The organism is Archangium sp. Cb G35 (assembly GCF_001896145.1).
Taxonomy (GTDB): Bacteria; Myxococcota; Myxococcia; order Myxococcales; family Myxococcaceae; genus Archangium; species Archangium violaceum.
This window is the reverse complement of record NZ_MPOI01000009.1, coordinates 119,045-140,889: the sequence shown is the minus strand read 5'-3', so window position 1 is coordinate 140,889 and position 21,845 is coordinate 119,045. Positions and strand designations below refer to the sequence as shown.

At 69.4% G+C, this 21,845-nt stretch carries 17 protein-coding genes and 2 pseudogenes; 13 read left to right on the top strand and 6 right to left on the bottom strand.

All coding sequences use genetic code 11. The features are described from left to right. Position 1: 1 nt before the first annotated feature. Both BO221_RS26880 and BO221_RS26875 read right to left on the bottom strand, forming a co-directional pair. Complete coding sequence (locus BO221_RS26880; protein ID WP_073563385.1) at positions 2–1,369, bottom strand: di-heme oxidoredictase family protein; 1,368 nt, start codon at positions 1,367–1,369, stop codon at positions 2–4. 97 nt (positions 1,370–1,466) lie between these two features. Further along, the gene (locus BO221_RS26875) at positions 1,467–2,300 is read right to left on the bottom strand and encodes a hypothetical protein (protein WP_073563384.1); all 834 of its coding nucleotides are present in this window, start codon (positions 2,298–2,300) and stop codon (positions 1,467–1,469) included. 426 nt (positions 2,301–2,726) lie between these two features. Here BO221_RS26875 and BO221_RS26870 point away from each other — a divergent pair, with 426 nt between their 5' ends. After that, positions 2,727–5,711, top strand: a complete 2,985-nt coding sequence (locus BO221_RS26870; RefSeq protein WP_143195704.1) for a hypothetical protein — start codon at positions 2,727–2,729, stop codon at positions 5,709–5,711. 219 nt (positions 5,712–5,930) lie between these two features. Beyond that, a complete protein-coding gene (locus BO221_RS26865) occupies positions 5,931–7,280 on the top strand; it encodes a VCBS repeat-containing protein (protein ID WP_073563382.1) in 1,350 nt (449 codons plus the stop codon). A 45-nt stretch (positions 7,281–7,325) separates the two neighbouring features. Here the strand turns inward: BO221_RS26865 and BO221_RS26860 are convergent, their stop codons facing one another. Then, positions 7,326–9,074, bottom strand: a complete 1,749-nt coding sequence (locus tag BO221_RS26860) for a hypothetical protein (protein ID WP_143195703.1) — start codon at positions 9,072–9,074, stop codon at positions 7,326–7,328. Positions 9,075–9,150: 76 nt separating this feature from the next. Here BO221_RS26860 and BO221_RS26855 point away from each other — a divergent pair, with 76 nt between their 5' ends. From BO221_RS26855 to BO221_RS56410, 11 genes and pseudogenes are all read left to right on the top strand, one after another. Further along, on the top strand, positions 9,151–9,669 hold the full coding sequence (locus BO221_RS26855) for a hypothetical protein (RefSeq protein ID WP_073563380.1): 519 nt from the start codon (positions 9,151–9,153) through the stop codon (positions 9,667–9,669). A gap of 82 nt (positions 9,670–9,751) precedes the next feature. Next, entirely contained in the window at positions 9,752–11,425 is a 1,674-nt protein-coding gene (locus BO221_RS26850) for a right-handed parallel beta-helix repeat-containing protein (RefSeq protein WP_073563379.1), read from the top strand. Between the two features lie 251 nt (positions 11,426–11,676). After that, on the top strand, positions 11,677–12,105 hold the full coding sequence (locus BO221_RS26845) for a hypothetical protein (RefSeq protein WP_073563378.1): 429 nt from the start codon (positions 11,677–11,679) through the stop codon (positions 12,103–12,105). Then, the gene (locus tag BO221_RS26840; RefSeq protein ID WP_143195702.1) at positions 12,092–12,622 is read left to right on the top strand and encodes a DUF6232 family protein; all 531 of its coding nucleotides are present in this window, start codon (positions 12,092–12,094) and stop codon (positions 12,620–12,622) included. Before BO221_RS26845 ends, BO221_RS26840 begins: the two co-directional genes overlap by 14 nt. Positions 12,623–12,677: 55 nt before the next feature. Beyond that, complete coding sequence (locus BO221_RS26835) at positions 12,678–13,409, top strand: M90 family metallopeptidase (RefSeq protein WP_073563376.1); 732 nt, start codon at positions 12,678–12,680, stop codon at positions 13,407–13,409. A gap of 224 nt (positions 13,410–13,633) precedes the next feature. Continuing rightward, positions 13,634–14,140: a PTS sugar transporter subunit IIA gene (locus BO221_RS26830; protein ID WP_073563375.1), complete on the top strand. Its 507-nt coding sequence runs from the start codon at positions 13,634–13,636 to the stop codon at positions 14,138–14,140. 162 nt (positions 14,141–14,302) lie between these two features. Further along, a complete protein-coding gene (locus tag BO221_RS52790; RefSeq protein ID WP_083681402.1) occupies positions 14,303–14,650 on the top strand; it encodes an outer membrane beta-barrel protein in 348 nt (115 codons plus the stop codon). 13 nt (positions 14,651–14,663) lie between these two features. Then, a complete protein-coding gene (kdpF, locus tag BO221_RS26820) occupies positions 14,664–14,753 on the top strand; it encodes a K(+)-transporting ATPase subunit F (protein ID WP_073563374.1) in 90 nt (29 codons plus the stop codon). Between the two features lie 7 nt (positions 14,754–14,760). After that, positions 14,761–15,815 (top strand): annotated as a pseudogene (locus BO221_RS57655) (potassium-transporting ATPase subunit KdpA). A 15-nt stretch (positions 15,816–15,830) separates the two neighbouring features. Beyond that, positions 15,831–16,202 carry a potassium-transporting ATPase subunit C gene (locus BO221_RS26810; RefSeq protein ID WP_073563373.1) on the top strand — a complete coding sequence of 124 codons (372 nt, stop codon included), beginning with the start codon at positions 15,831–15,833 and terminating at the stop codon, positions 16,200–16,202. Further along, positions 16,199–19,216, top strand: a complete 3,018-nt coding sequence (locus BO221_RS56410) for an ATP-binding protein (RefSeq protein WP_233166278.1) — start codon at positions 16,199–16,201, stop codon at positions 19,214–19,216. The genes BO221_RS26810 and BO221_RS56410 overlap by 4 nt, the downstream gene beginning before the upstream one ends. Position 19,217: 1 nt before the next feature. Here BO221_RS56410 and BO221_RS26795 read toward each other — a convergent pair whose 3' ends face one another. From BO221_RS26795 to BO221_RS57650, 3 genes and pseudogenes are all read right to left on the bottom strand, one after another. Continuing rightward, entirely contained in the window at positions 19,218–19,778 is a 561-nt protein-coding gene (locus BO221_RS26795; protein WP_073563371.1) for a putative toxin-antitoxin system toxin component, PIN family, read from the bottom strand. Positions 19,779–19,814: 36 nt separating this feature from the next. Then, on the bottom strand, positions 19,815–20,294 hold the full coding sequence (locus BO221_RS26790; RefSeq protein ID WP_233166277.1) for a helix-turn-helix domain-containing protein: 480 nt from the start codon (positions 20,292–20,294) through the stop codon (positions 19,815–19,817). A gap of 89 nt (positions 20,295–20,383) precedes the next feature. After that, positions 20,384–21,735, bottom strand: a pseudogene (locus tag BO221_RS57650) (sigma-54-dependent transcriptional regulator). Positions 21,736–21,845: the final 110 nt, after the last annotated feature.

Here is a 21,845-nt window from a genome sequence, read left to right as displayed (position 1 = left end):
CTTAGAGCGAGCGGAGGAAGGCCACGAGCGCTTCCCGATCATCGCGCTCCAGCCGCTTGAAGCGCTCGCGCGAGGACTCCGCCTCTCCCCCATGCCAGAGGATGGCCTCCTCGAAGCCGCGGGCCCGTCCGTCATGCAGCAGCCGGAGCTGATGGTTGACGGTCTCCAGCAACCCCAGCCCCCACAACGGAGGCGTCCGCCACTCGGAGCCCGTTGCTTCCGCGTCCGGACGCCCATCCGCCAGCTCCTTCCCCATGTCGTGGAGCAGCAGATCCGTATAGGGGCGGATCGTCTGTCCGGACAGCTCCGGGACGTCGGCGATCTCTCCGGTCTTGAATTCGGGGTGGTGACACGCGGCGCAGCCGGTCCGCTGGAAGAGCTCCTGGCCCCGGCGCACGGTGGGTGAGCTCCAGTCCCGGCGCGCGGGCACCGCGAGCAGCCGGATGTACATCGTGGTCTTCTCGAGCATCTCCGCCGAGAGCGCGGGCTCCTGGGCGCGGGTCATCGCGCGGCAGGCCTCCTGCTTCGGCGTGCAGGTGGGCTCGGGGTAGAGCGCGGAGGTGAGGCCGAGGTCCTCCGCGTAGGCCTTGGCGATCTGCTGCTCCAGGGAGGGCTGGCTCGCCTTCCACCCGAACCTGCCGAGGACGGTCTGGCCCGTGCGCACGTGGGTGACCCGGTTGGGCCGCCCCGAGATGCCATCGCCATCGGTGTCGCCGGGATCCGCGCGGGCGAGGAGCTCCGCCTCCGGGATGGCCTCGAGCAGCCCCAGGCCGAAGACGGTGGCGGGAATCCGGGGGGACCATTGGGTCTTCGGCGCGAACGGTCCATAGCCCAGGGGGGAGAACTGGTACTGGGGCCGCCGCAAGGTGTACGCCGTCGCGTCGGCATAGCGGCCCTTCACGGGGACGTACTTCACCTGGACGGTCCCTTCCGCGGGAACCCCGGGCGTCCCCCGGTCGTTGAACTGCCCGCCATAGACGGGCTCGGGCGCGCCTCCAGGAGCATCCTTCGTGGGGACGCTCAACCGGATGAGGAGCGGGGCCTCGGGGCCGAGCGCGCCATACGGACGATCCCTGCCATCCTTGAAGTGGCACGAGTTGCACGCCTGGGCATTGGTGAGGGGGGCGGCCAGGGCGTGCGGCGGAGCGCTCCAATCCCTGACGAACAACCGCTTGCCCTCGTGCAACGTCTTCCAGCGCGCGGGCTCCATGTTGCCGAGTGCCCGGCCAAAGGCATTGAGGGTGGTGTCGAAGACCGTTGTGGCGCCCCCCGACAGTTCCTCTCCCGGGGTGGAGGGAGGCGGCGCGCTCGGCGCTTCTTGAGGACCCGCGGCCAGGACGACGGTCAGGCACCACCAGGCTTTCATCATGGGGAGGTGACTCGGCTGGGGATGGAGGCGGGTTGCGGGGATACACGGAGCGGAAGAGGGGAGACGGGGCCCCCGCTTCCGCTCCGGGACGACGGGGTTACTCGGCGCGGACGACGGTCTGGTTTCCGAGATGCGCCGTGCCGCCCGAGGCCTGCAGCAGGATCTGCTCGAAGCTCAGGTAGGGGTAGCTGCCCGAGGCACGAACCTCCTCGAGCAGCACGATCCGGTCGGCCTCCACGGTGGTGCCGTCCGTGAGGACCACGGGGGTGCTCGGCTGATTGTCGAGGGTCCACTCGCATGCGCCGATTTGCGCCGCCTCCAGCCGGTGGTTCTGGAACTCGACGGCGTGCTCACACTCGCGATCACAGTAGCTGCAGTCGCCGAACCCCGCCGCGTTGCACTGACTGTAGCAGGCGGAGACCGACTGCCGAAACCCGCGGCACGGGGGAGGTGAGTTGACGGCCCGGGCCTGGGTCAGGACGCCCGTCTGCCCGTTCCGGACTCCCGTGACCTCGCCCTGAAGCTCACCCTGGAGATAGACCCGGACCGTGTAGGTGCTGTCCGCTCCCGAGCCCGTGAAGGTGGCGGAGATCGCGCGGCCATCTCCCTCCCTCCTGGAGGTGGCGGTGCTGATCTTGGCTCCATCCGACACGGCCGTGAACGTGGTCCGCTGGGAGTCCTCCGTGGAAAGGGGCACGAACGAGGCGGTCCACTTCGTGGCCTGTCCGAGCGAGATGGCGGCACCATCCGTCCCCTCGTCTCCGAGGTTGCTGAGCTCGAGCTTGGACTCATCGAGCTGCTTCAGCTGGGCCTTGCCGATGGCACAGACGTTCAGCCCGTCCGACTCCACACACTGCTGTGCCTGGCTCTGCGAGAGGGGGAGCGCCAGGGCCACCAGGGCAACCCAGCACGAGCTCTTGAAGCGATGCATGGACATCTCCTTGTCGTGACCAGGAGGGTGGGGGGGCCTGGCCCGTTCCGGGTTGGCTTCAACTTCGGTGCCAGGGCGTGATGCGCCCGGAGCCGGGAAGGGTTGTTGCCCTGGAAGCAACGGCTTGGAGTGAGCGTGTTGCCCCGTTGGCGACAAACGAAGACTCCGCCTGGAGAGGGCAGTCCTGCGAGTCCCAGGGCCTTGCACCGCGAGTCCCAGGGCTTTGCACGTAGAGGGCCAGGCGAGGTGCGAGCGGTGCTGTGGCCGCGAAAGCAACAAGGCCCACGCACCCTGTCTGTCATTGGCGTGAAGCCTGGGGCGCCCGGGCTTGCCATGTCACTCCACTGCATAGGATGTGCAACCTCGAACCGAGGGATTTCCGGACCGTGTTGGACGGAGCCGTCCCTGGAGACAAGGCATCACGATATGAGTTCTCGTACATACATCCGATGGGCCGCCGGCATGCTGACGGCGTGCTTCTTCTCTGGCTGTGCTCCCGAAGCGCAACCCCTTCCCTCCGCGCCGGTGGAGGCCAGCGCCCAGGCTCCCTTCGACGTGCAGAAGGTCATGGAGCAGGTGCACTTCGCCTTCCGGCCCGAGGGCAAATCCTGGCGGGGCGGGCATGGCACCTACGAGGTGCGCGCGGAGGCCGGGGGCCTGAGCATCACGCCCTACCACTACCCGAGGACCTTGTCCGAGGAGCACCTGGAGCGCCGGCGTGAGGGACTCGAGGCCGCTCATGTGGAAGGCGCGCCCGTGCGGCTGGGCGCGGCCCGGGTGAGCCGGGGAGACGTGGTGCTGTCGGGCCCCGAGGGTGTGGGCCGGGTGGAGGCCACCGGGACGCTGAGCCTCGTGCGCGGCGAGGTGGTGGAGTTGCTGCGCAATGGCGCGGACGGTGTGGAGCAGAGCTGGCGCTTCGAGCGGCGGCCCGAGGGAACGGAGGCCCTCGAGGTGCGGGTGCCGGTGGAGGCGGGGCGCTTCCTCGGTGAGACGGCCGGGGGGTTGCACTTCGCGGATGGGAGCAGCGGCCTGGGCGTGCGCTATGGCCATGGCACCTGGGTGGATGCGCGCGGCGAGCGCACGTCCGTGCCCGCGCGCTTCGAGCGGGACGCCATCGTGCTGCGCGTGCCGGCCCCGGTGGTGGAGGACTCCGCCTATCCGGCCGTGCTGGACCCCATCGTCTCCCCCGAGTTCGGCCTGGACACACCGGTGACGGGGTATGCGGACAACTCCCAGGAGTCGCCCTCGGTGGCCCATGACGGGACGAACTACCTGGTGGTGTGGAAGGACGCCCGCCATGGTGGCAGGACCGACATCTACGGTGCGCGGGTGAGCGGCGCGGGCGTGGTGTTGGACCCCATTGGCCTGCCCATTTCCAAGACCGGCGACGCGAAGTACGAGCCCGCGGTGGCCCATGACGGGACGAACTTCCTGGTGGTCTGGTCGAGCAACATGTCCTACTCGCTGGACATCCAGGGCACGCGGGTGAGCGGCGCGGGCGTGGTGTTGGATCCGGGTGGCATTTCCATCTCCAGCGCCTTCAACAACCAGCGCAAGCCCGCGGTGGCCCATGACGGGACGAACTTCCTGGTGGTCTGGCAGGACCTGCGCAACGGCGCCCACGACATCTACGGCGCGCGGGTGGATGGAACGGGCACGGTGCTCGACACGAGTGGCATTCCCATCTCCACGGCGACCAACGAGCAGCTCGAGCCCGCGGTGGCCCACAACGGGACGAACTTCCTGGTGGTCTGGCAGGACTCGCGCAGCGGCGTCTTCGACATCTACGGGACGCGGGTGAGTGGCGCCGGCTCGGTGCTCAACACCAACGGCATCCTCATCTCCGTCGCCGTCAACGCCCAGGAGCGCCCCGAGGTGGCCTACAACGGGTCGGACTTCGTGGTGGTCTGGGAGGACTCGCGCAACGGCAACGCCGACATCTATGGCGCGCGCGTGAGCGCCACGGGCGTGGTGCGCAACCCGAGCGGCATCCCCATCAGCGTCAACGCCAACCCGCAGCGCTACCCGCGCGTGGCGCGCGTGGGCACGGAGTGCATGGTGGTGTGGCACGACAATCAGACCGCCTACATCTATGGGGCCCGGGTGAGCAACACGGGCGCCGTGCTCAATCCGAGCGATCTGCTCATCGCTTCCCACTTCGCCTACAATGAGAGCCTGGCACTGGCCTCGGATGGGACGAACCTCCTGGTCGCGTGGGGGGGCTACTACGCCAGCGGGGGTCACGCCACGGAGGTCCAGGCCACGCGGGTGACTGGCCTGGGCGTGCCGCTCGACAACCCGGCCCTGGCGCTCTCCCAGTCCGGCAATGGCCAGAACACGCCCGTGGTGGCCCATGACGGGACGAACTTCCTGGTCGTGTGGCACGACACGCGTAACCCTCGCGGCGACATCTACGGGGCCCGGGTGAGCGAGACGGGCGTGGTGCTCGATCCGAGCGGCATCCGCATCTCGTCCTCCAGCAGCAACTCGCCCACGAGTCCCGCGGTGTCCCACGACGGGACGAACTTCCTGGTCGTCTGGGCGGATTACCAGTCGGGCTATGGCATCCACGGGGCACGGGTGAGCAGCGCGGGCAGTGTGTTGGACACCCCGCCGCTCGCCATCTCCACCTCGTCCTCGGGACAGTTTCGCCCCGAGGTGGCCCATGACGGGACGAACTTCCTGGTCGTCTGGCATGATTTCCGCCAGGGCCACGGTGACATCTACGGGGCTCGGGTGAACGGCACCTCGGGCTCGGTGCTCGATCCGAGCGGCATCGCCATCAGCGCGGCCACGGACAACCAGCTGTACCCCCAGGTGGCCCACAACGGCACCAACTTCCTGGTCGTCTGGCACGACACCCGGAACAATGCCTCGGGGGATATCTATGGCGCGCGGGTGAGCAGCGCGGGCGTGTTGCTCGACACGAGCGGCATCGCCATCTCCGCTGGGAGCAGCGCCGAGTACAATCCCGCGGTGACCCACAATGGGATGCACTTCCTGGTGGTCTGGGAGGACTGGCGCTCGGGCCCCGTGGACATCTACGGGGCGCGGCTGGACAGCACGGGCGCGGTGCTCGACACGAGTGGCATTCTCATCTCCCACGGCACCAGCCAGGCGCTCCGGAGGGAGCACCCCACGGCGGTCTATGACGGCGACACCTTCGTGGTGGCGTGGCAGGACTACCGGGCGGGCACGGGCCTTTCCGACATCTACGGAGCGCGGGTGGATGCCACGGGCGTGCTGGTGGACACCCTGGGCTTCGCCATCGCCGCGGGGCCCGATGCGGAGTCCGCGCCCGTGCTGGTGTCCATGGGCGGGCAGAGCTCGCTCGCCGTCTATGTGAGTTCCCAGTTCACGGCGGGCACGAACTCCGAGCGCGTGCAGGCCCGGCTCGTCCAGATGCCCTGAGCATGATGGAAGCCCCCGGTGTGTGACGGCGGAGACCCCTCCGCTGTCACGCGCCCGGGGTTGGCGCAATGCGGTGGCAACAAGACGAGGGCAGCGGAAATCTCAGGCCTCGATGTCTCCACTCACCATCTCAGCGAGCGAGAGTGGAGCGGAAACAGCGCGTCGCGCGCGCGAGGTGTCTACACTGCGGACCTCACTTCCTCAGGAGGATCACACCTCGTGTCCACGCCACGTTCTTCCATCCTCGCCTTCTTCGTTTGCGCGTTGAGTGCGGTGCTCGTGTTCTCTCCCGGCTGTGAGCCGGACCCGCTGCGGCCTGGGGGGGGAGGTCCCGTTCTGCCCGGTGGTGGAGGCGGCAATCCGGACGGTGGCGGTGGAAACTCGGATGGAGGGGTGCTGGTGGTGCGCGGCGATGGCGGCAGCTTCGCGGCGAAACCCTCGTGCCCCAGCGGCTCCGCGTGCACGGGCGCCTGCCCGGATGGCGGGGTCATCTGCGCGGGCAACTGCGGCTTCCTGACCCCTGTGCAATACGCCTACGCGGGAGACCCCAAGGCCATCGTGCTCGGAGATGTCGACAAGGATGGTGACAACGACCTCGTCACGGCGAACAACGACGGCAAGTCGGTGGCCGTGATGCTCAACCTCCGCAATGGCAACATCCGGACGCCCGACCTGTGGACGGCCCGCCGGGAGCCCTCGGCCCTGGCGCTCGCGGACTTCAACGAGGATGGCTCGTTGGACATGATCGTGGCCAACAACACCGGGGACACCTCGATCGAAGTGTTCCGGGGCCAGGGCAACGGTGACTTCCAGGCGCCCATCGTCAGCGGGAGCATCGGCCTGGATCTCAACGACCTGGTGGTGGACAAGTTCGCCGGAAGCGAGTGGAGCCTCGCCCTGTTGCGCGGGGGCGATCGGAAGTTGTCCGTGTTCCCGTTGAAGAGCGACGGCACGCTGGAGACGCCGGCCGACTATGAGTCGTCCGCGGGGGCCTACGCGATGGTGGCCGCGGACTTCAACGGGGATGGCAGGAAGGACCTGGCCATCACCCATGAGTCCGCGTGCGGCACGCCGTCGGCCACCGCGTGCCAGTCCGTGGGCGTGCTGCTGGGCAAGACGGATGGCACCTTCCAGCCCCCGGTCTACACGTCCACGGGCGGCTCGCCGCGGGGCCTCGTGGCGGCGCAGCTCGACACGGATACGTCGATGGACCTGATCGTCGCCGACGCGAGCCGCAACCAGGTGCTCGTGCTGCGGGGCCAGGGCAATGGCCGTTTCTATGATGCGGTGGCCTATCCCACGGTGAAGGCGCCGTCGCGGGTGGCGCTGGCGGACGTGAACCGGGACTTCGTGCAGGACATCCTGGTGACGAGTGCCACGGGCAACCAGGTGGGCCTGTTGCTGGGCCAGTCGGGAGGCTCCTTCTCGTCGCACGTGGCGCTCACCGCGTGGCCCCAGGACGTGGGGCTCCAGGGACTGAGCGCGTCGGACTTCGACGGCGACAGCCAGGTGGACCTGGCCGTCCTCACCCGTAACGGCATCCAGATGCTGTGGGGCATCTGCCGGTAGACACCCGGGAAGGGGCCGGCGTGTCCGGTGCCGGCCCCTTCTGTGTCAGAGCGCGAGGCGCTCGCCCACGGGCGGCGGAGTGAAGGGCCGCAGCGCGCCGTCCTTCCAGCGGATGAACACGAGGGAGGGATCCTCGAGCGGCGTGTCGAAGGTGAAGCCGAGCCGCGTGGGCCCCTTTCCGTTGTCCTCCAGCACCGTCACCGTCATGCCCTGGAGCTTCACCTGATCTCCCTTGCGCAGCGGGTGGCTCGGGCCGCGGAACACGGACTCGAACTCGCTGGTGAGGAGCTCGTTCCTGGTGAGCGCGAGCTCCAGGGAGTCCTGCCCCGAGCGGGTGAGCTCGTGTGGCTCCGGTGAGTAGGACAGCGTCCACCAGGCGCCCGGCTTGGGCATGCCGCGGGTGACCATCACCATCGGGAGGTACATGGAGAGCATCGGCACCGGTGCCGGGAAGACGACCAGGCGCTGCTGGGGGAGCCGCGAGTAGTCCAGCTCCCGCTCCAGGAGGAGGAAGCTCGGCTCCATCTGGGAGGCGCCCTGCTGGAAGGCGGCGGTCATCAGCGGCCAGAGCAGGGGAGCCAGCACCAGATGCATGAACGCGAGCACGGCGGCCACGGCCGCCACGCCCCGGGGACGCCAGCCGCGCGCCCGCGAGCGCCACGCCGTCACGAGCACCACCGCCACGGCCACCGAGCCGCCCAGGCCCGGCAGGAGCAGCAGCCGGTTGGAGGGGAAGGTGGCGGCCACGGGCAGCAGGGACAGCGCCGCGCCGAGGAAGAGCCAGCGGCAGTGCCGGCGCTCGTCCTCGGAGAGCGAGGGCCACGCGGCGCGCACCAGCAGGGCCACACCCCCGAGTCCGAGCAATCCCAGGACCACCAACGTGGGACGGAGCTGCGCGCTGATCACCCAGAGATCCGCGGGCACCTGCAGCAGCAGCCCGCCGAGCAGCACCGGTATCCGCGCCAGCGCTCCGGCGAGGAACCGTCCGGGCTCGCCCACCGGGTCCATATAGGAGCCGGAGCCGTAGGCGCCGTAGCCGTGCAGCTTGTACACCACCAGGTAGACGAGCCCGAGCAGCGCCGCCGGGGCGATGGCCCGCAGCCGCTCCTTCAGGCTTCCCTTGTTCCCGAGCAGCTCGTAGGCCAGCACGTATGCGAAGAGACCCAGGGCGCTCTCTCCGCCCATGAGGCCCACGGCGAGCCCGGCCAGCGACAGGGGCAGGCCCCAGGGCCGGCGGGACTCGCGCCACTCCAGGTGCATCCACAGGCCGAAGAGCGCGGGCACGGCGGCCACCAGCGCGTTGCGGTTGGCGATCCACCCCGCGGCCATGAAGTGCCCGCCGTTGATGGCGAAGAGGAACAGCGCGAGCGCTCCGATGGCACCCGGCAGCAGGCGCCGCAGCAGCGCGCCGTAGAGCGCCACGATGCCCAGGTACCAGGCCAGCGAGTGGAGGTGGTAGCCCACGGCGTTGCGGCCGAAGAGCGTGTGGTCCATCACCGCGAGTGCGCTCGACAGGGGCCGCCAGAAGGTGAGCTTCAGCTCGGGCAGCGTCCACCAGGGGTAGGGGCCCTCGTCCATCAGCGGCCGGGTGCTGGCGGGGTCTCCATTCGCGAAGCGGAACAGGTCCCAGGGGCTCGCCGGAGAGGGGAAGCCCTCGAGGATGAGCAGGTGGATGAAGTCGTCGCTGATGAAGCCGAGCCAGACGGTGGGCAGGGTGAGCACCAGCGCGGCGAGCAGCGAGAGCCAGAGGATGCGCGGGAAGGCGAGCCACCGGCCCCGGGAGGGAGTGTCCATGTTCTCCATCTAGCCCACTCCGTCAGCTTCGTGGTGCCGCGGGCGTCCTCTGCCGCGCACCTCCGGAGGAGACATCATGGGAGACCCACGCAACCCCAGACGGGCGGACGAGCCCTGGAATCTCGGCCGCCTCCGCATCGCCGAGGCCGAGCTGCGGGCGCTCGCCCCGCTGGTCACCTTCTCCGGAGGGTGGGCCTGGCACTTCATGGCTCCGCCCCACGAGGAGCTGAAGATCTTCCACGACCACAAGGACGTGGACCTCTTCGTGGAGCCCGGGCGCTTCCCCGAGCTCGTGCAACTGCTCACGGACCGGGGCTTCCACCGCATCTGGAGCCGCTTCGACGCCACCTCCACGCACTTCTACCGCTACGCGAAGTACGTCGGGGACGCCAAGGTCATCCTGGATGTCTTCGTGAGGCACGTGCCCTCGGTGGAGGTGGGCGGCGTGCGTTTGGTGGAGCCCGCCACGTTGCTCACCTTCTATGGCGACATCCACAGCACGGATGACTGCGTGTCCGTGCTGGCCGCGAAACGGCTTCTGGACAGGGGAATCGACCCCATCGGGCGTTCAGAGCTGGTCACTCGTCCCCGCTGAAACGGCGAGCGAATTCGAGCGCGGCGAGGGCTCGGCGCTATGGTGGGGCTCATTCCGCCTCTGGAATGGGAGTCCTGTGCGCATGAGCCGAGTGGATGTGAGACACCTGTCACTGCTCGTCGTGGGACTGGCGCTGGGTGGCACGGGCTGCGACGAGCATGGCGCTCCGCTCGTCACCTATGAGCCGCCCGCCCCTCCCGCGGTGCCTCCCTCCATCGAGGGGGCCTCCGCGGCTCCCGCTTCCGTGGGCCCCGGAGAGGTGTTGAGCCTGGGCGTCACCGCCACGGTGTCTCGCGGGACGCTGTCCTACGCGTGGACCACGACCGCGGGCACCGTGGGCGCCCGGGTGGGTGGCTCCGGTGGCAGCGAGGCCCTCTGGATGTCCCCGTCCTGTCTGCCCGCGGATGTGACGCCCTCGGTGACGGTGACGGTCACCAGCGATGCCGGGCTGAGTGACTCCCACACCTTCCCGATCTCCTGGGCGGGTCCCGCCTGCACGCGGGCTCCGTGTTCCTTCTCGCTCGAGGAGGGGCGGCTCGCGCTGGCGGCCGATTGCACCACGGACTCCACGCTGTTCGTTCCGGACGGCTACAGCTTCGATGGCGCGGACCACACCGTCACCGCCGTGGATCCTCCGGGAGGCGCCTTCACGGGGGCCGTCATCCGCAACCGGGGAGGCATGGCGCGCGTGCACGACGTGAGCGTCACCGCGAGCGGGTTGAAGGACGATTGCCAGACGGGGGCCGCGGGGCTTCGGGGCATCCTGCTGGAGGGGGCCTCGGGAGAAGTGGTGGACAGCGTGGTGAACGGCCTCAACAAGGGCGCCACGAGCGGCTGTCAGGAGGGCTTCGGCATCGAGGTGCGCAACGACGACGCGAGCCGCGGACCCTTCCGGGTGGACGTGCTGCGCAACAGCGTCTCGGCCTTCCAGAAGGTGGGCATCCTGGCCACGGGCGCCGTGGAGGTGACCCTCGCGGAGAACACCGTGGAGGGTGGGGGGCCCGTGGACCACATCGCGCGCAATGGCATCCAGGTGACCAACGGGGCCAGGGCGCGGGTGACGGGCAACAGGGTCTCCGGCAATGCCTATACCCGTGCCGATGCCACCAGCACGGGCATCCTGGTCCGGCGGGACACGGGCGCGCCCCTGGTGACGGGACTCGTCGTCGAGGGCAACACCCTCACCGACAACGACATCGGCATCTACCTCTTCCAGGACGCGGGCGATCCACCGGATGCATCGGCGCGCGCGCGGATCTCCAACAACGTGCTCCAGCACGGTGCGGTGTCCAATCCGTATCAGGCCGCCATCGTGGACTATTACGCGACGGGGAGCCTCATCACCTCGAACGACATCTCCGGGGAGGGGTACGATCCGGCCACGGTGCCCGATGGCACCTTCGACGTCGCCGTGTACACCTTCCATGCGGCGTCGAAGCTCGCGTTCCTCACGTCCGCGTATGACATCGCGGCCGGCGCCTGCTCGGGCAGGGTCACCGTGCAGAGTCAGGACAAGGACGGCAACCTCGTACCCTCGGAGGAGGCGTTCTCCCTGAAGGCCTTGGGCCCGGCGGCGCCCGGCGTCACCTTCCACGCGGAGCCGGACTGCTCCGGGGCCCCCCTCACCACCGTGGACCTCTCGAAGGGGCACGCGGAGGCGGCCTTCTATTTCAAGTCCTCGCAGCCCGGCGCGGTGACGGTGGAAGTATCCGGCGGGACCCTGACCACGGCCTCCCAGGTGCAGGCCATCCAATGAGTCCCTGGGACGGCGGCATCTTGCTTACAATTGCAACCCGCGTTCACCCACACCCTGAGTGGCCCTGGCACATGATCCTCCCCGTGGCCACCTTCCAGAGGTCCTTCGAGCCGGGTGGCTGAATGCGCGGGCGTGGCAATCCGCCAGGGGGCTCTTGCACGGTGCAACGTTGCGCCGCGGTGCGTCGGGACCCTCCCGAGGGAGGGGATACAGGCATGTGACTTGCTGGTGGATGAGGGAGAGGAGCCGCCATGCGTCACCCCTTGCCATGCTGCGTCATCCTCGCGCCGGACGCGGACGAGTCGCTGCGCTCGCTGCTGAGTGACGTGCTGGGCGACATGGGCATCGCCCTGCGTCCCGGCGGCGGAGGGACGCGGCCGGACGTGGTGCTCGCGCTGGTGCAGCGAGAGGACAGCATGTCGCGGGTGCTCGGGGCGGCCGGGAATGAGGCGGGCGCGGCGCCTGTCTTCGCGCTGCTGCCCTTCGAGGACGAGCGGTTGCGGCAACTGGCGGTGAGCCTGGGTGCGCGGGGTTGCTACGCGCTGGGGACGCCGCTGGAGTTCCTCAAGGAACTGTTGCGGGACGTGGTGGGGGGGCTGCCACGTCCGCGCGGTCCGGAGCGCCTGGCGGCCGCTTCGGGGATGAGTGGTGAACGCGGGAGGCAGGATGATGGAGCGTGAGTCCTGGCTGGAGTCGCGGCGCAACCCGAAGTCGGTGCTGAGGTTGGTTCCCACCCTTCCACCGGAGCCACTCACCCCCTCGGGGGAGCGGGTGCTGGTGGCGGCGGAGGGCATCCGGCTCACCAGTGAACGCCTGGAGGCCGCGGGAGGCTCGTGGCGGCTGGAGGAGCTGAGGGGCTTCCGCACGCGGCACGAGGCTCCGGGCCTCAAGCTCCCGCTGCTGGTGGGCGCGGCGGCGGCGCTGGTGGTGCCCTCGCTGATGTTGCAGCCGAGCTCGTTCCGGGTGACGGCCGCGCTGGTGGTGGCCACGGTGCTCGTCTTCGCCTCCATCGTCCGGCTGGTGGTGGCGGCGGACACCTACTGGCTGACGGTGCGCACCGCGGACGGCGAGCGCCAGGTGCTGCGCTGCCAGGATCATCAGCTCTTCGCCCGGCTGGTGGAGGCCCTCGGCGAGGTGCTCGAGCAGCCCGGGCTCCGGCCTCCGCCCACCGTGCGCCGGCTCGCGCTGGTGCGCTGAGAACTCCCTCTCCCCCTGGGAGAGGGTGGGGGTGAGGGTCTAGCATCGCCGTCCCATGCCCGGCCTCTTGCGTACCCTGCGGCGCCGTCACCTGCTGCGCCGCCCGTTTCCCGCCGAGTGGTCCAGCCACCTGGAGCGGCGCGTCCCCTTCTTCCCCGAGCTGCCCGGCGAGCTGCGCCCGCGCTTCCTGGAGCTGCTCAAGCTCTTCGCCTGGGAGAAGGAGTTCATCGGGGCCGGCGGCTTCACCATCACCGACGAGGTGCGCGTGGTGGTGTCGGCCACGGCGGTGCGCCTGGTGGTGCACCTGGACTTCTCCTATTACGACCGGCTGCGCGAGGTCATCGTCTACCCGGATGCCTTCCGGATTCCGGACCGCACGGGCGTGGTGCTCGGCGAGGCGAAGAACTGGGGCACCGTCATCCTCTCGTGGCAGTCGGTGCTGGCGGGGCTGGCGGACCCCCGGGACGGGCACTCCACGGCCACGCACGAGTTCGCCCACGTGCTGGACCGGGAGGACGGCGCCTTCGACGGCACGCCGCAACTGCGCCAGTACTCGCACTACCGGGCCTGGGCCTCGGTGATGGGCGAGCACTTCCACAAGCTGCGCCAGGGCCGGCCCGCCGAGAGTCAGGTGCTCGACGAGTACGGAAGCCTGAACGAGGCCGAGTTCTTCGCCGTGGCCACCGAGTCCTTCTTCGAGAAGCCCCGGCAGATGCGCGAGAAGACGCCGGAGCTTTACGCGGAGTTGAAGCGCTTCTACGGATGGGATCCCGCGCCGGGAACGTAGGAGCTCCAACGGGCGGACGGGACGCTCGGGCCGCTGCTTGCCTCGGGGGCATGCGGGTACGCCAGCGGACAGCGGAAGCGGGCCGGGACGTCCACGGGGAACGATGGGGGTTGCCGATGCGTCTCTTCATTCCGAGCATGTTCGGAAGAGCGTCCGGTGGCCGTACCGCGGCATGAGCCCGAGCCGGGTGAGCCGCACCGGGGCGTGCTCCAGGGAGGTGTGGGATGCGCTTCACCGATTATCTGTCGGAGGACTGCATCTGTCCGGACCTGACGGCCCGGGACAGGGGGGGCGTGTTGCACGAGCTGGCCGGCCTGCTGGCGGCGAGGACCCAAGCGCCCCAGAAGCAACTGGAGGAGCAGCTGGTGGCGCGGGAGCGCATCTCCAGCACGGCCATTGGCGAGGGGGTGGCCATTCCCCACTGCCGCTCCGAGAAGCTGCGGAAGATGGCGGCGTGTGTCGCCGTGGACCGCGAGGGGGTGGACTTCGGGGCCCGGGACGGGAGGCTGGTGAGGCTCTTCGTGACGCTCGCCTCGCCGACGCACGCGCCGGGGACGCACCTGAGCGTGCTGGCGCGCATCGCGGCGCTGATGCGGGATGCCCGGTTGCGGCAGGCCCTGGTGGAGGCGCGCACCGCCCCCGCCATCCGCGAGCTCCTGGTGCGGGCCGAGGACGCCTACCTGGCCAGCCAGGCCCGCCCCGACGCCAGCACACACGCCAGCGCCCTCTGAGCGGCACCCGGGGACCTTTCAGGACGCAGGGGGCTCGGAGGGGTCATCGTGCAGGTTGCAACCGGGACAGGACGCCCGGGGCTGTAACCCCTTGAAATCCGGGGCCGTGGCGGAGGCGGCTCCTGGTACAGCGGGTGCTGTGGCGAAGGGGACGAGGTGTCCATGTCCTTCGCCGTGCTTCCGTGTCTGCTGCCCTCCCTGCTGCTCGGCCAGTCCGAGCCCGAACCTCCGCCGCCCTCCGCGCTCGAGACGCTCGTCTCCCGGCTGAAGGTGGAGGGCGGGGTCGGCGTCTATTACGGCTACAACTTCAACCGGCCGGCCGGCGGTGTCAGCTTCATCCCCGGCACTGGCACCACGGGCAAACGCGACAACGAGCTCACCCTCAACCTCGCCAGCCTGGGCGTGAGCCTGGAGCCGGCGCCGGTGGGCTTCCGGGTGCTGGTGGGAATCGGCACCGCCGGTTTCTTCGCACTCGCGTGGGCCTGCACCCACGGCTGCGAGCGCCTCTGAAAGGCATGCCCCCATGACCTTCGAATACGTCTCCGGCGCCGCGCTCGCGGTGCTGGTCACCGTCTACCTCGTCTACGCGCTGCTCCGGCCGGAGCGCTTCTAGGCCCGCCATGACCCTCATTGGTTGGTTGCAGATAGTGCTGTTCTTCGCGCTGGTGCTCGCGGTGACGAAGCCGCTGGGCCTCTACCTCTTCCACGTCTTCGAGGGGTCCACGCAACCCCTGTCCAGGGTGCTCGGGCCCGTGGAGCGCGTGCTGCTGAAGCTGTGCGGCGTGGATCCCAGGCGGGACCACGAGCAGACGTGGGCGCGGTACACCCTGTCGCTGCTGGCCTTCAGCCTCTTCAGCGTGCTCATCGTCTACCTGCTGCAGCGGTCGCAGCACGTGCTGCCGCTCAATCCCCAGGGCCTGCCCGCGGTGGGGCCGGAGCTGGCCTTCAACATGGCCGCCAGCTTCACCACCAACACCAATTGGCAGTCCTATGCGGGCGAGTCCACCATGAGCTACCTCACGCAGATGGTGGGGCTGGCCTGGCAGAACTTCGTGTCCGCGGCGGCGGGCATGGGCGTGGCATTGGCGCTCGCGCGAGGCTTCACCCGGCGCCCCCGCCCCGAGGGCCAGAAGACGCTGGGCAACTTCTGGGTGGCCATGACGGGCGATGGCACCAACGACGCGCCCGCGCTGGCCCAGGCGGACGTGGGCGTGGCGATGAACACCGGCACCCAGGCCGCCAAGGAGACCGGCAACATGGTGGACCTGGACTCCAACCCCACCAAGCTGCTGGAGGTGGTGGAGGTGGTGGAGGTGGGCAAGCAGCTGCTCATGACGCGCGGCACGCTCACCACCTTCTCCATCGCCAAAGACGTGGCCAAGTACTTCGCCATCCTCCCCGCGCTCTTCATGGGCGTGTTCCCGGAGATGGGTCCGCTCAACATCATGGGCCTCACGTCGCCCTACAGCGCCATCCTCTCCGCCGTCATCTTCAACGCCCTCATCATCATCGCCCTCATTCCGCTGGCCCTGCGCGGCGTGCGCTACCGGCCCCTGGGCGCGGCGGCGCTCCTGCGGCGCAGCCTGCTCCTCTACGGCGTGGGCGGCGTTCTCGTCCCCTTCACATCGGTATCAAGGCCATCGACGTGCTCCTCACCGCCGCCGGGCTGGCCTGAGAAAGGACCTTCCTCATGCTTTCCACACTCCTCATCGGTCTGCGCGCCGCGCTCGTCACCCTGGTGCTCACCGGCGTGCTCTACCCGCTGGCCGTCACCGGACTGTCCCATGCTCTCTTCCACGAGGAAGCCAACGGCTCGCTCGTCACCACCTCGGGCTCGGGACTGGATCCGCACCTGTCCCCCGAGGCCGTGCGCTGGCAGGTGCCCCGTGTGGCCCGCGCCCGCCATGTGACTCCCGAGCGCATCCTGGCCGTGGTGGACGCGCACACCGAGGGCCGCACGCTGGGCGTGCTCGGTGAGCCGCGGGTGAACGTGTTACAGCTCAACCTGGCATTGGACCGGCGGTTCGGCGAGAGCGTGGGCACGACGGCAGAGGCACCGTGAAGCGGAAGAATCGCGCGGAGGACTTCCTCGAGCTGGTCGAGCGTGGCCGGCGCGGGCGGCTGAAGCTGTACATTGGCTTCGCCGCGGGCGTGGGCAAGACGTACCGCATGCTCGAGGAGTCCCACGCCCTGAAGCAGCGGGGCGTGGACGTGGTGCTCGGCTTCGTCGAGACGCACGGCCGCGCCGAGACGGCCGCGCTCATCGAGGGGCTGGAGGTGGTGCCGCGCGAGGTCTTCACCTACCGGGACGTGGCCGTGGAGGAAATGGACCTGGACGCGGTGCTGGCGCGCAAGCCCCAGGTGGCGGTGGTGGACGAGCTGGCCCACACCAACGTCCCCCTGGGCCGCCACCGCAAGCGCTACCAGGACGTGGAGGAGTTGCTCGCCGCCGGCATCAACGTCATCGGCGCCTTCAACGTGCAGCACCTGGAGAGCCTCAACGACATCATCGAGCGCGCCACCGCCGTCCGCGTGCGCGAGACGATTCCCGACAGCTTCCTCAAGAACGCCGACCAGGTGGTGAACCTGGACCTGGCGGTGGAGGATCTGCACGAGCGGCTGAAGGCGGGGAAGATCTACGCCCCGGACAAGGTGACGCATGCGCTGGAGGGCTTCTTCAAGCAGGAGAACCTGTCCTCGCTGCGGGAGCTGGCGCTGCGCGAGGTGGCCGAGAGCCTGGACCGGGCCACGGGCACGCGCTCGCGCACGGGCGAGGAGCCGCAGCAGAAGGGCGGGGGCTGGGGCCGGGTGATGGTGGCGCTCAGCAGCAACCCGCCGCACGCGGCCACGCTGATGCGCCGGGGCTCGCGCATGGCGGGCCGGCTCAACACGGACTGGTTCGTCGTCTACGTGGAGACGCCCGGCGAGGCTCCGCACCTCATCGACTCCGAGGCGCAGCGCCCACCTGCTGGCCAATATCGAGCTCGCGAAGGAACTGGGCGCGGAGGTGGTGCGGGTGAAGGGGAGGGAGCCGGTGGCGGCGCTGTTGGACTTCGCCCGCTCGCATGGGGTGGGCCACATCATCGTGGGCCGCTCACGCCAGCCGTGGTGGAAGCGGTTGCTGGGGCGCGCCTCGGACGTGCGCCTGTTGCGCGAGGGCGAGGGTTTCGACATCCACGTAGTGTCCTTCACGCCGCCGCAGGAGGAGCGCCAGCCATGAGCCTGCGCGACAAGCTGCTGCTGGCCCAGGTTCCGCTGGCCCTGGCGCTGCTGCTGGTGGGGGTGGTGGCCGTCGGCACGCTCGGCCGGGTGGGGCATGCGGGGCAGGACATCCTCGCGGACAACTACCGCAGCGTGCGGGCCATGCAGCGCATCATGGAGCACCTGGAGCGCCTGGACAGCTCCGCCCTCTTCCTCGTCGCGGGCGAGCGGCAGCGGGGGCTGGAGCAGGCCGGGGAGCACCTGCGTCCACTCGAGGTGGAGCTGACGGTGCAGGAGGGCAACATCACCGAGCCCGGCGAGGCTGAAGCCACCTCCCGGTTGCGGCGGGCCTGGACGCACTACCGCTCCGAGTACGAGACTCTCACCGCCCTGGATGCGTCCGATGCGCGGCGCGCGGCCTACTTCGACGCGCTGGCGCCCGCCTTCCGCGAGGCGAAGGCGGCCACCCAGGCCATCCTCGCGCTCAACCAGGACGCCATGGTGCGCAAGAGCGATGCCCTGCAGCGGCAGAGCCGCCGGGTGAATACGCTCATGGTGACGGCGGTGGTGGTGGCGCTGGTGGGAGGCCTGCTCGCCTCGGCCTCTCTCACCCAGCGGGCACTGCGGCCGGTGTCCGTGCTCTCGCGGGCGGTGCGGCGGTTGGGGCAGGGGGACCTGGCTACCCGCGCGGTGGTGCAGGGCCAGGATGAGATCGCCCAGCTCGCGCGGGACTTCAACGCCATGGCGGAGGCGCTGCAACGCTACCGGCAGAGCTCGCTGGGAGAGCTGCTCCAGGCGCAGGCGTCCTCGCAGGCTTCCATCGACAGCCTGCCGGATCCGGTGGTGGTGTTCGGCGTGGAGGGCGGGGTGCTCAACGTCAACCGCGCCGCGGAGGAGGTGCTGCGGCTGTCGGTGGAGGGAGGCAGCGGAGCGCTGGGGCAGGTGGCACCGGAGGTGCGCGAGGTGCTGGAGCGGGTGCGTGCGCACGTCCTGGGCGGCAAGGGGCCCTATCTGCCGAGGGGGTACGAGGAAGCGGTGCGGGTGGAAGGTGGAGAGGGAGACCGGTGGCTGCTGCCTCGTGGCAGCCCGGTGTACGGAGAGGCGGGAGGAGTGGTGGGGGCCACGGTGCTGCTCCAGGACGTGACGCGGCTGCGGCGCTTCGACGAGCTGAAGAACGATCTGGTGGCCACGGTGGCGCACGAGTTCCGCACGCCGCTGACCTCGCTGCGCATGGCCATCCACCTGTGCGCCGAGGGCGTGGTGGGCCCCATCACGGAGAAGCAGGCGGACCTGTTGCACGCGGCGCGCGAGGACTGCGAGCGGTTGCAGGGCATCGTGGATGACCTGCTGGATTTGTCGCGGCTGCAATCGGGGCGGGTGGAGCTGGAGGTGCGGCCGGTGTCCACGGAGGCGGTGTTGGAGGCGGCGTTGGCACCGCACCGGGTGGCGGCGGACGAGCGGGGCGTGCGGCTGTCCCTGGAGCAGGAGCCGGGGCTGGAGCGGGTGGAGGCGGATCCGGAGCGGTTGCAGTTGGTGCTCTCCAACCTGGTGGCCAACGCCGTGAGGCACACCTCCCGGGGAGGCGAGGTGGTGGCGCGGGCGCGGCAGGAGGGGGCGCGGGTGCGTTTCGAGGTAGCGGACACGGGCGAGGGCATCGCACCGGAGCACCAGCAGCGCATCTTCGAGAAGTTCTACCGGGTCCCCGGAGCGAGCACCGGAGGCGCGGGGCTGGGGCTGTCCATCGCGCAGGAGATCGTCCAGGCGCATGGGGGAGAGATGGGGCTCTCCAGTCAGCCGGCAGTGGGGAGCACCTTCTGGTTCACCCTGCCGCGGATTGGGGGAGTGGAGGGGTCCGCTCCGACGCCCGAGCGCTGATTCAATCGCCGAGCTCTTCGCGGATGAGCTGGGCGAACGCGGGCACTGTCTTCGCGAGCCCGTCGAGGAGTTGGGGCAGCTCCATGGGCGGTCGCTTCAGTGCCGCGGTCTGTTTCTTCAAGAGAGCCATCATCCTGGATGGATCCAGATCGAACAGGTTGACGAGAAATTCGTCTGGGTGTTGTGCCTCGATGCCGCGAGGCAGGTCCTTCGCCCGGAAGTGTTTCAGGTTGCTCGTCACGATGACCTGCGCATGTGCGTGGAGGGCTACGGCAACGACATGGCGATCTCCTTCATGGTTGCGCAGGTCTGGCACCAATGACTCGTGACCGGTCACCAGTGCATTGGGAAAGGCTTTTTGCATCTGAGCGATGAGGGAGCGGGCGCGCTCCTCTGTCGTGGTCGCCGTCGACACCAGGTTACGGCGCATCTCCTCGAGGATTTGCGCGCTCCAGTAGGGCTGGTAGTGCCCTGCATGCGCAGCTCTCAACAAGGTGTCCCGCAGAGAGAAGGGGAAGAGCACGCAGGCATCGAGGACGCTCTTGAAGGTTGACGTGAGCAATCGGTTGGGACACCCTAACCTCCCAAGTCACTTCCTTCAACTGCACTCGGAGTAGCCGCCAAAATCCTGGCTCATTTGCGCCAACTCATCCAGGTCCGCTTCTCGTTGAGCGTCGCGCTTCTCCTTGTACGCCAGCAGGTCATTGATGCGGATGCGCCGGTGCTTTCCGGTCTTCGTGTAGGGGATGGCCCCTTCATCCAGGAGGCGGACAAGGTATTGGCGGGAGACGTTGAGCAGATCCGCGGCCTGTTGTGAGGTGAGTTCCTTGTGAACCGGGACCACGGTCACGGCGTCTCCCCGAGCCAGCACCGTGACGACCTGCCGGAGCAGGTGGAAGACGGGTTCGGGCAACTCGAGGGTCTCGCCTTTGGGGCCGACGAGCCTGGGCCGCTGTGTTCGTTTGTCCTCCATGACTCGGGCCAGTTCGATGACCTCGGCCAGGGCCTGCTCGGAAGCGGAGACCGGATTTTTCGGGTCCAACATCGCGGGAGAGGGGGCTTTGCGAGCGCGAGACATATCCTGAATCTACGACTAATCATCCCAAACGCAACCACCTCGTAGGTAGCTCTCTCGGCTAGCGGACACCGGCCTGAGTGCCGTTTCCCTCATCCCGTGCCGCTTGGAGTCGTCTCGTACTTCTTGCGCTTGCGCCACAGCGTGGACGCGTCGATGCCGAGGATGTGCGCGGCCTCGTCCAGGGTGGGGGCGCTCGCCATCACCCGGAGGATGTGCTCGCGCTCCACCTCCTCCAGCGTGTGTGGCCCGCCCAGCGCCACCACCGAGCCCGTGGCCGCCGCGATGCGCTCCGGGAAGGCCTGTGGCTCCAGCACCTCCGCCGGCCAGACGATGAGCGCCCGCTCCAGGGCGTTGCGCAGCTCGCGCACGTTGCCCGGCCACCCGTAGGCCAGCAGCATCTTCTCCGTCGCCGGGGACAGCTCCGGCACCGGCCGCTTCGCCGTGCGCGCGAAGAAGGCCAGGAATCGCCGGGCCACCGGCAGGATGTCCTCGGGCCGCTCGCGCAGCGCCGGGAGCTTCACCTCGATGACATTGAGCCGGTAGAGCAGGTCCTCCCGGAAGTGGCCTTCGGCCATGGCCTTCTCCAGGTCCCGGTTGGTCGCCGCCACCACCCGCACGTCCGTCCGGCGTGTGTGCGCCCCTCGCCCAGACGCTCGAGCTGCTTGTCCTGCAGGAATCGCAACAGCTGTGCCCGCAGCGCGGGACTCATCTCCGTCACCTCGTCCAGGAAGAGCGTGCCGCCCTCGGCCTGCTCCACCCGGCCCGGCTGGTCCCTCACCGCGCCCGTGAAGGCCCCGCGCACGTGGCCGAAGAGCTCGCTGGAGAGCAACTGCTCGGAGAGGGCGGGACAGTTGACGGTGACGAAGGGGCGGCGGCGCCGCGCGCTCATGGAGTGCAGGGCCCGCGCGAGCACCCCCTTGCCCGTTCCGCTCTCGCCCCGCAGCAACACCGCCGCGTCCGAGGTCGCCGCCCGGGTGATGAGCGCGAGCGCCGCGTGCATGGCCGGCGAGGCCGTCTCCAGCGTGGCCTCGGGCACCGACTGCGCGAGTTGTCCCTCCAGATTGCCGAGCTGTGAGCTCAGCTCCTGGTGGGCGCGCGTCTTGTCCACGAAATGCCGTATCTGCGCGGGAGTGAAGGGCTTGGGGAGGTAGTCGCGCGCCCCACGCTTCATCGCCTCCACCGCGGTGTCGAAGGTGGCGTAGGCGGTGATGAGGATGACATCCAGGGTGGGGGACTCGGCGAGCAGACGGGGCAGCAGGTCCAACCCGCTCGCGGTGCCCAGGCGCAGGTCCACGAAGGCGAGATCGGCCGGGGACTGGGCGAGCGCGGCGAGCGCGGCGTCGGCCGTGGCCGCCTCGCGGACCTCGCAGCCCAGGCCCTCCAGGCACATGCGCAGCGTGGTGCGGATGTTCCGCTCGTCGTCCACCACCAGCACCCGCATCGGGCGCGGTTCCACCATGGGCGCGACAGGTCCTGTCTCCATGCCCTCATCCTAAGCCATTGGAAGACAGTGCTTTCAGGGAGGGCGCACCGTACACGCAAGCCGTGCCC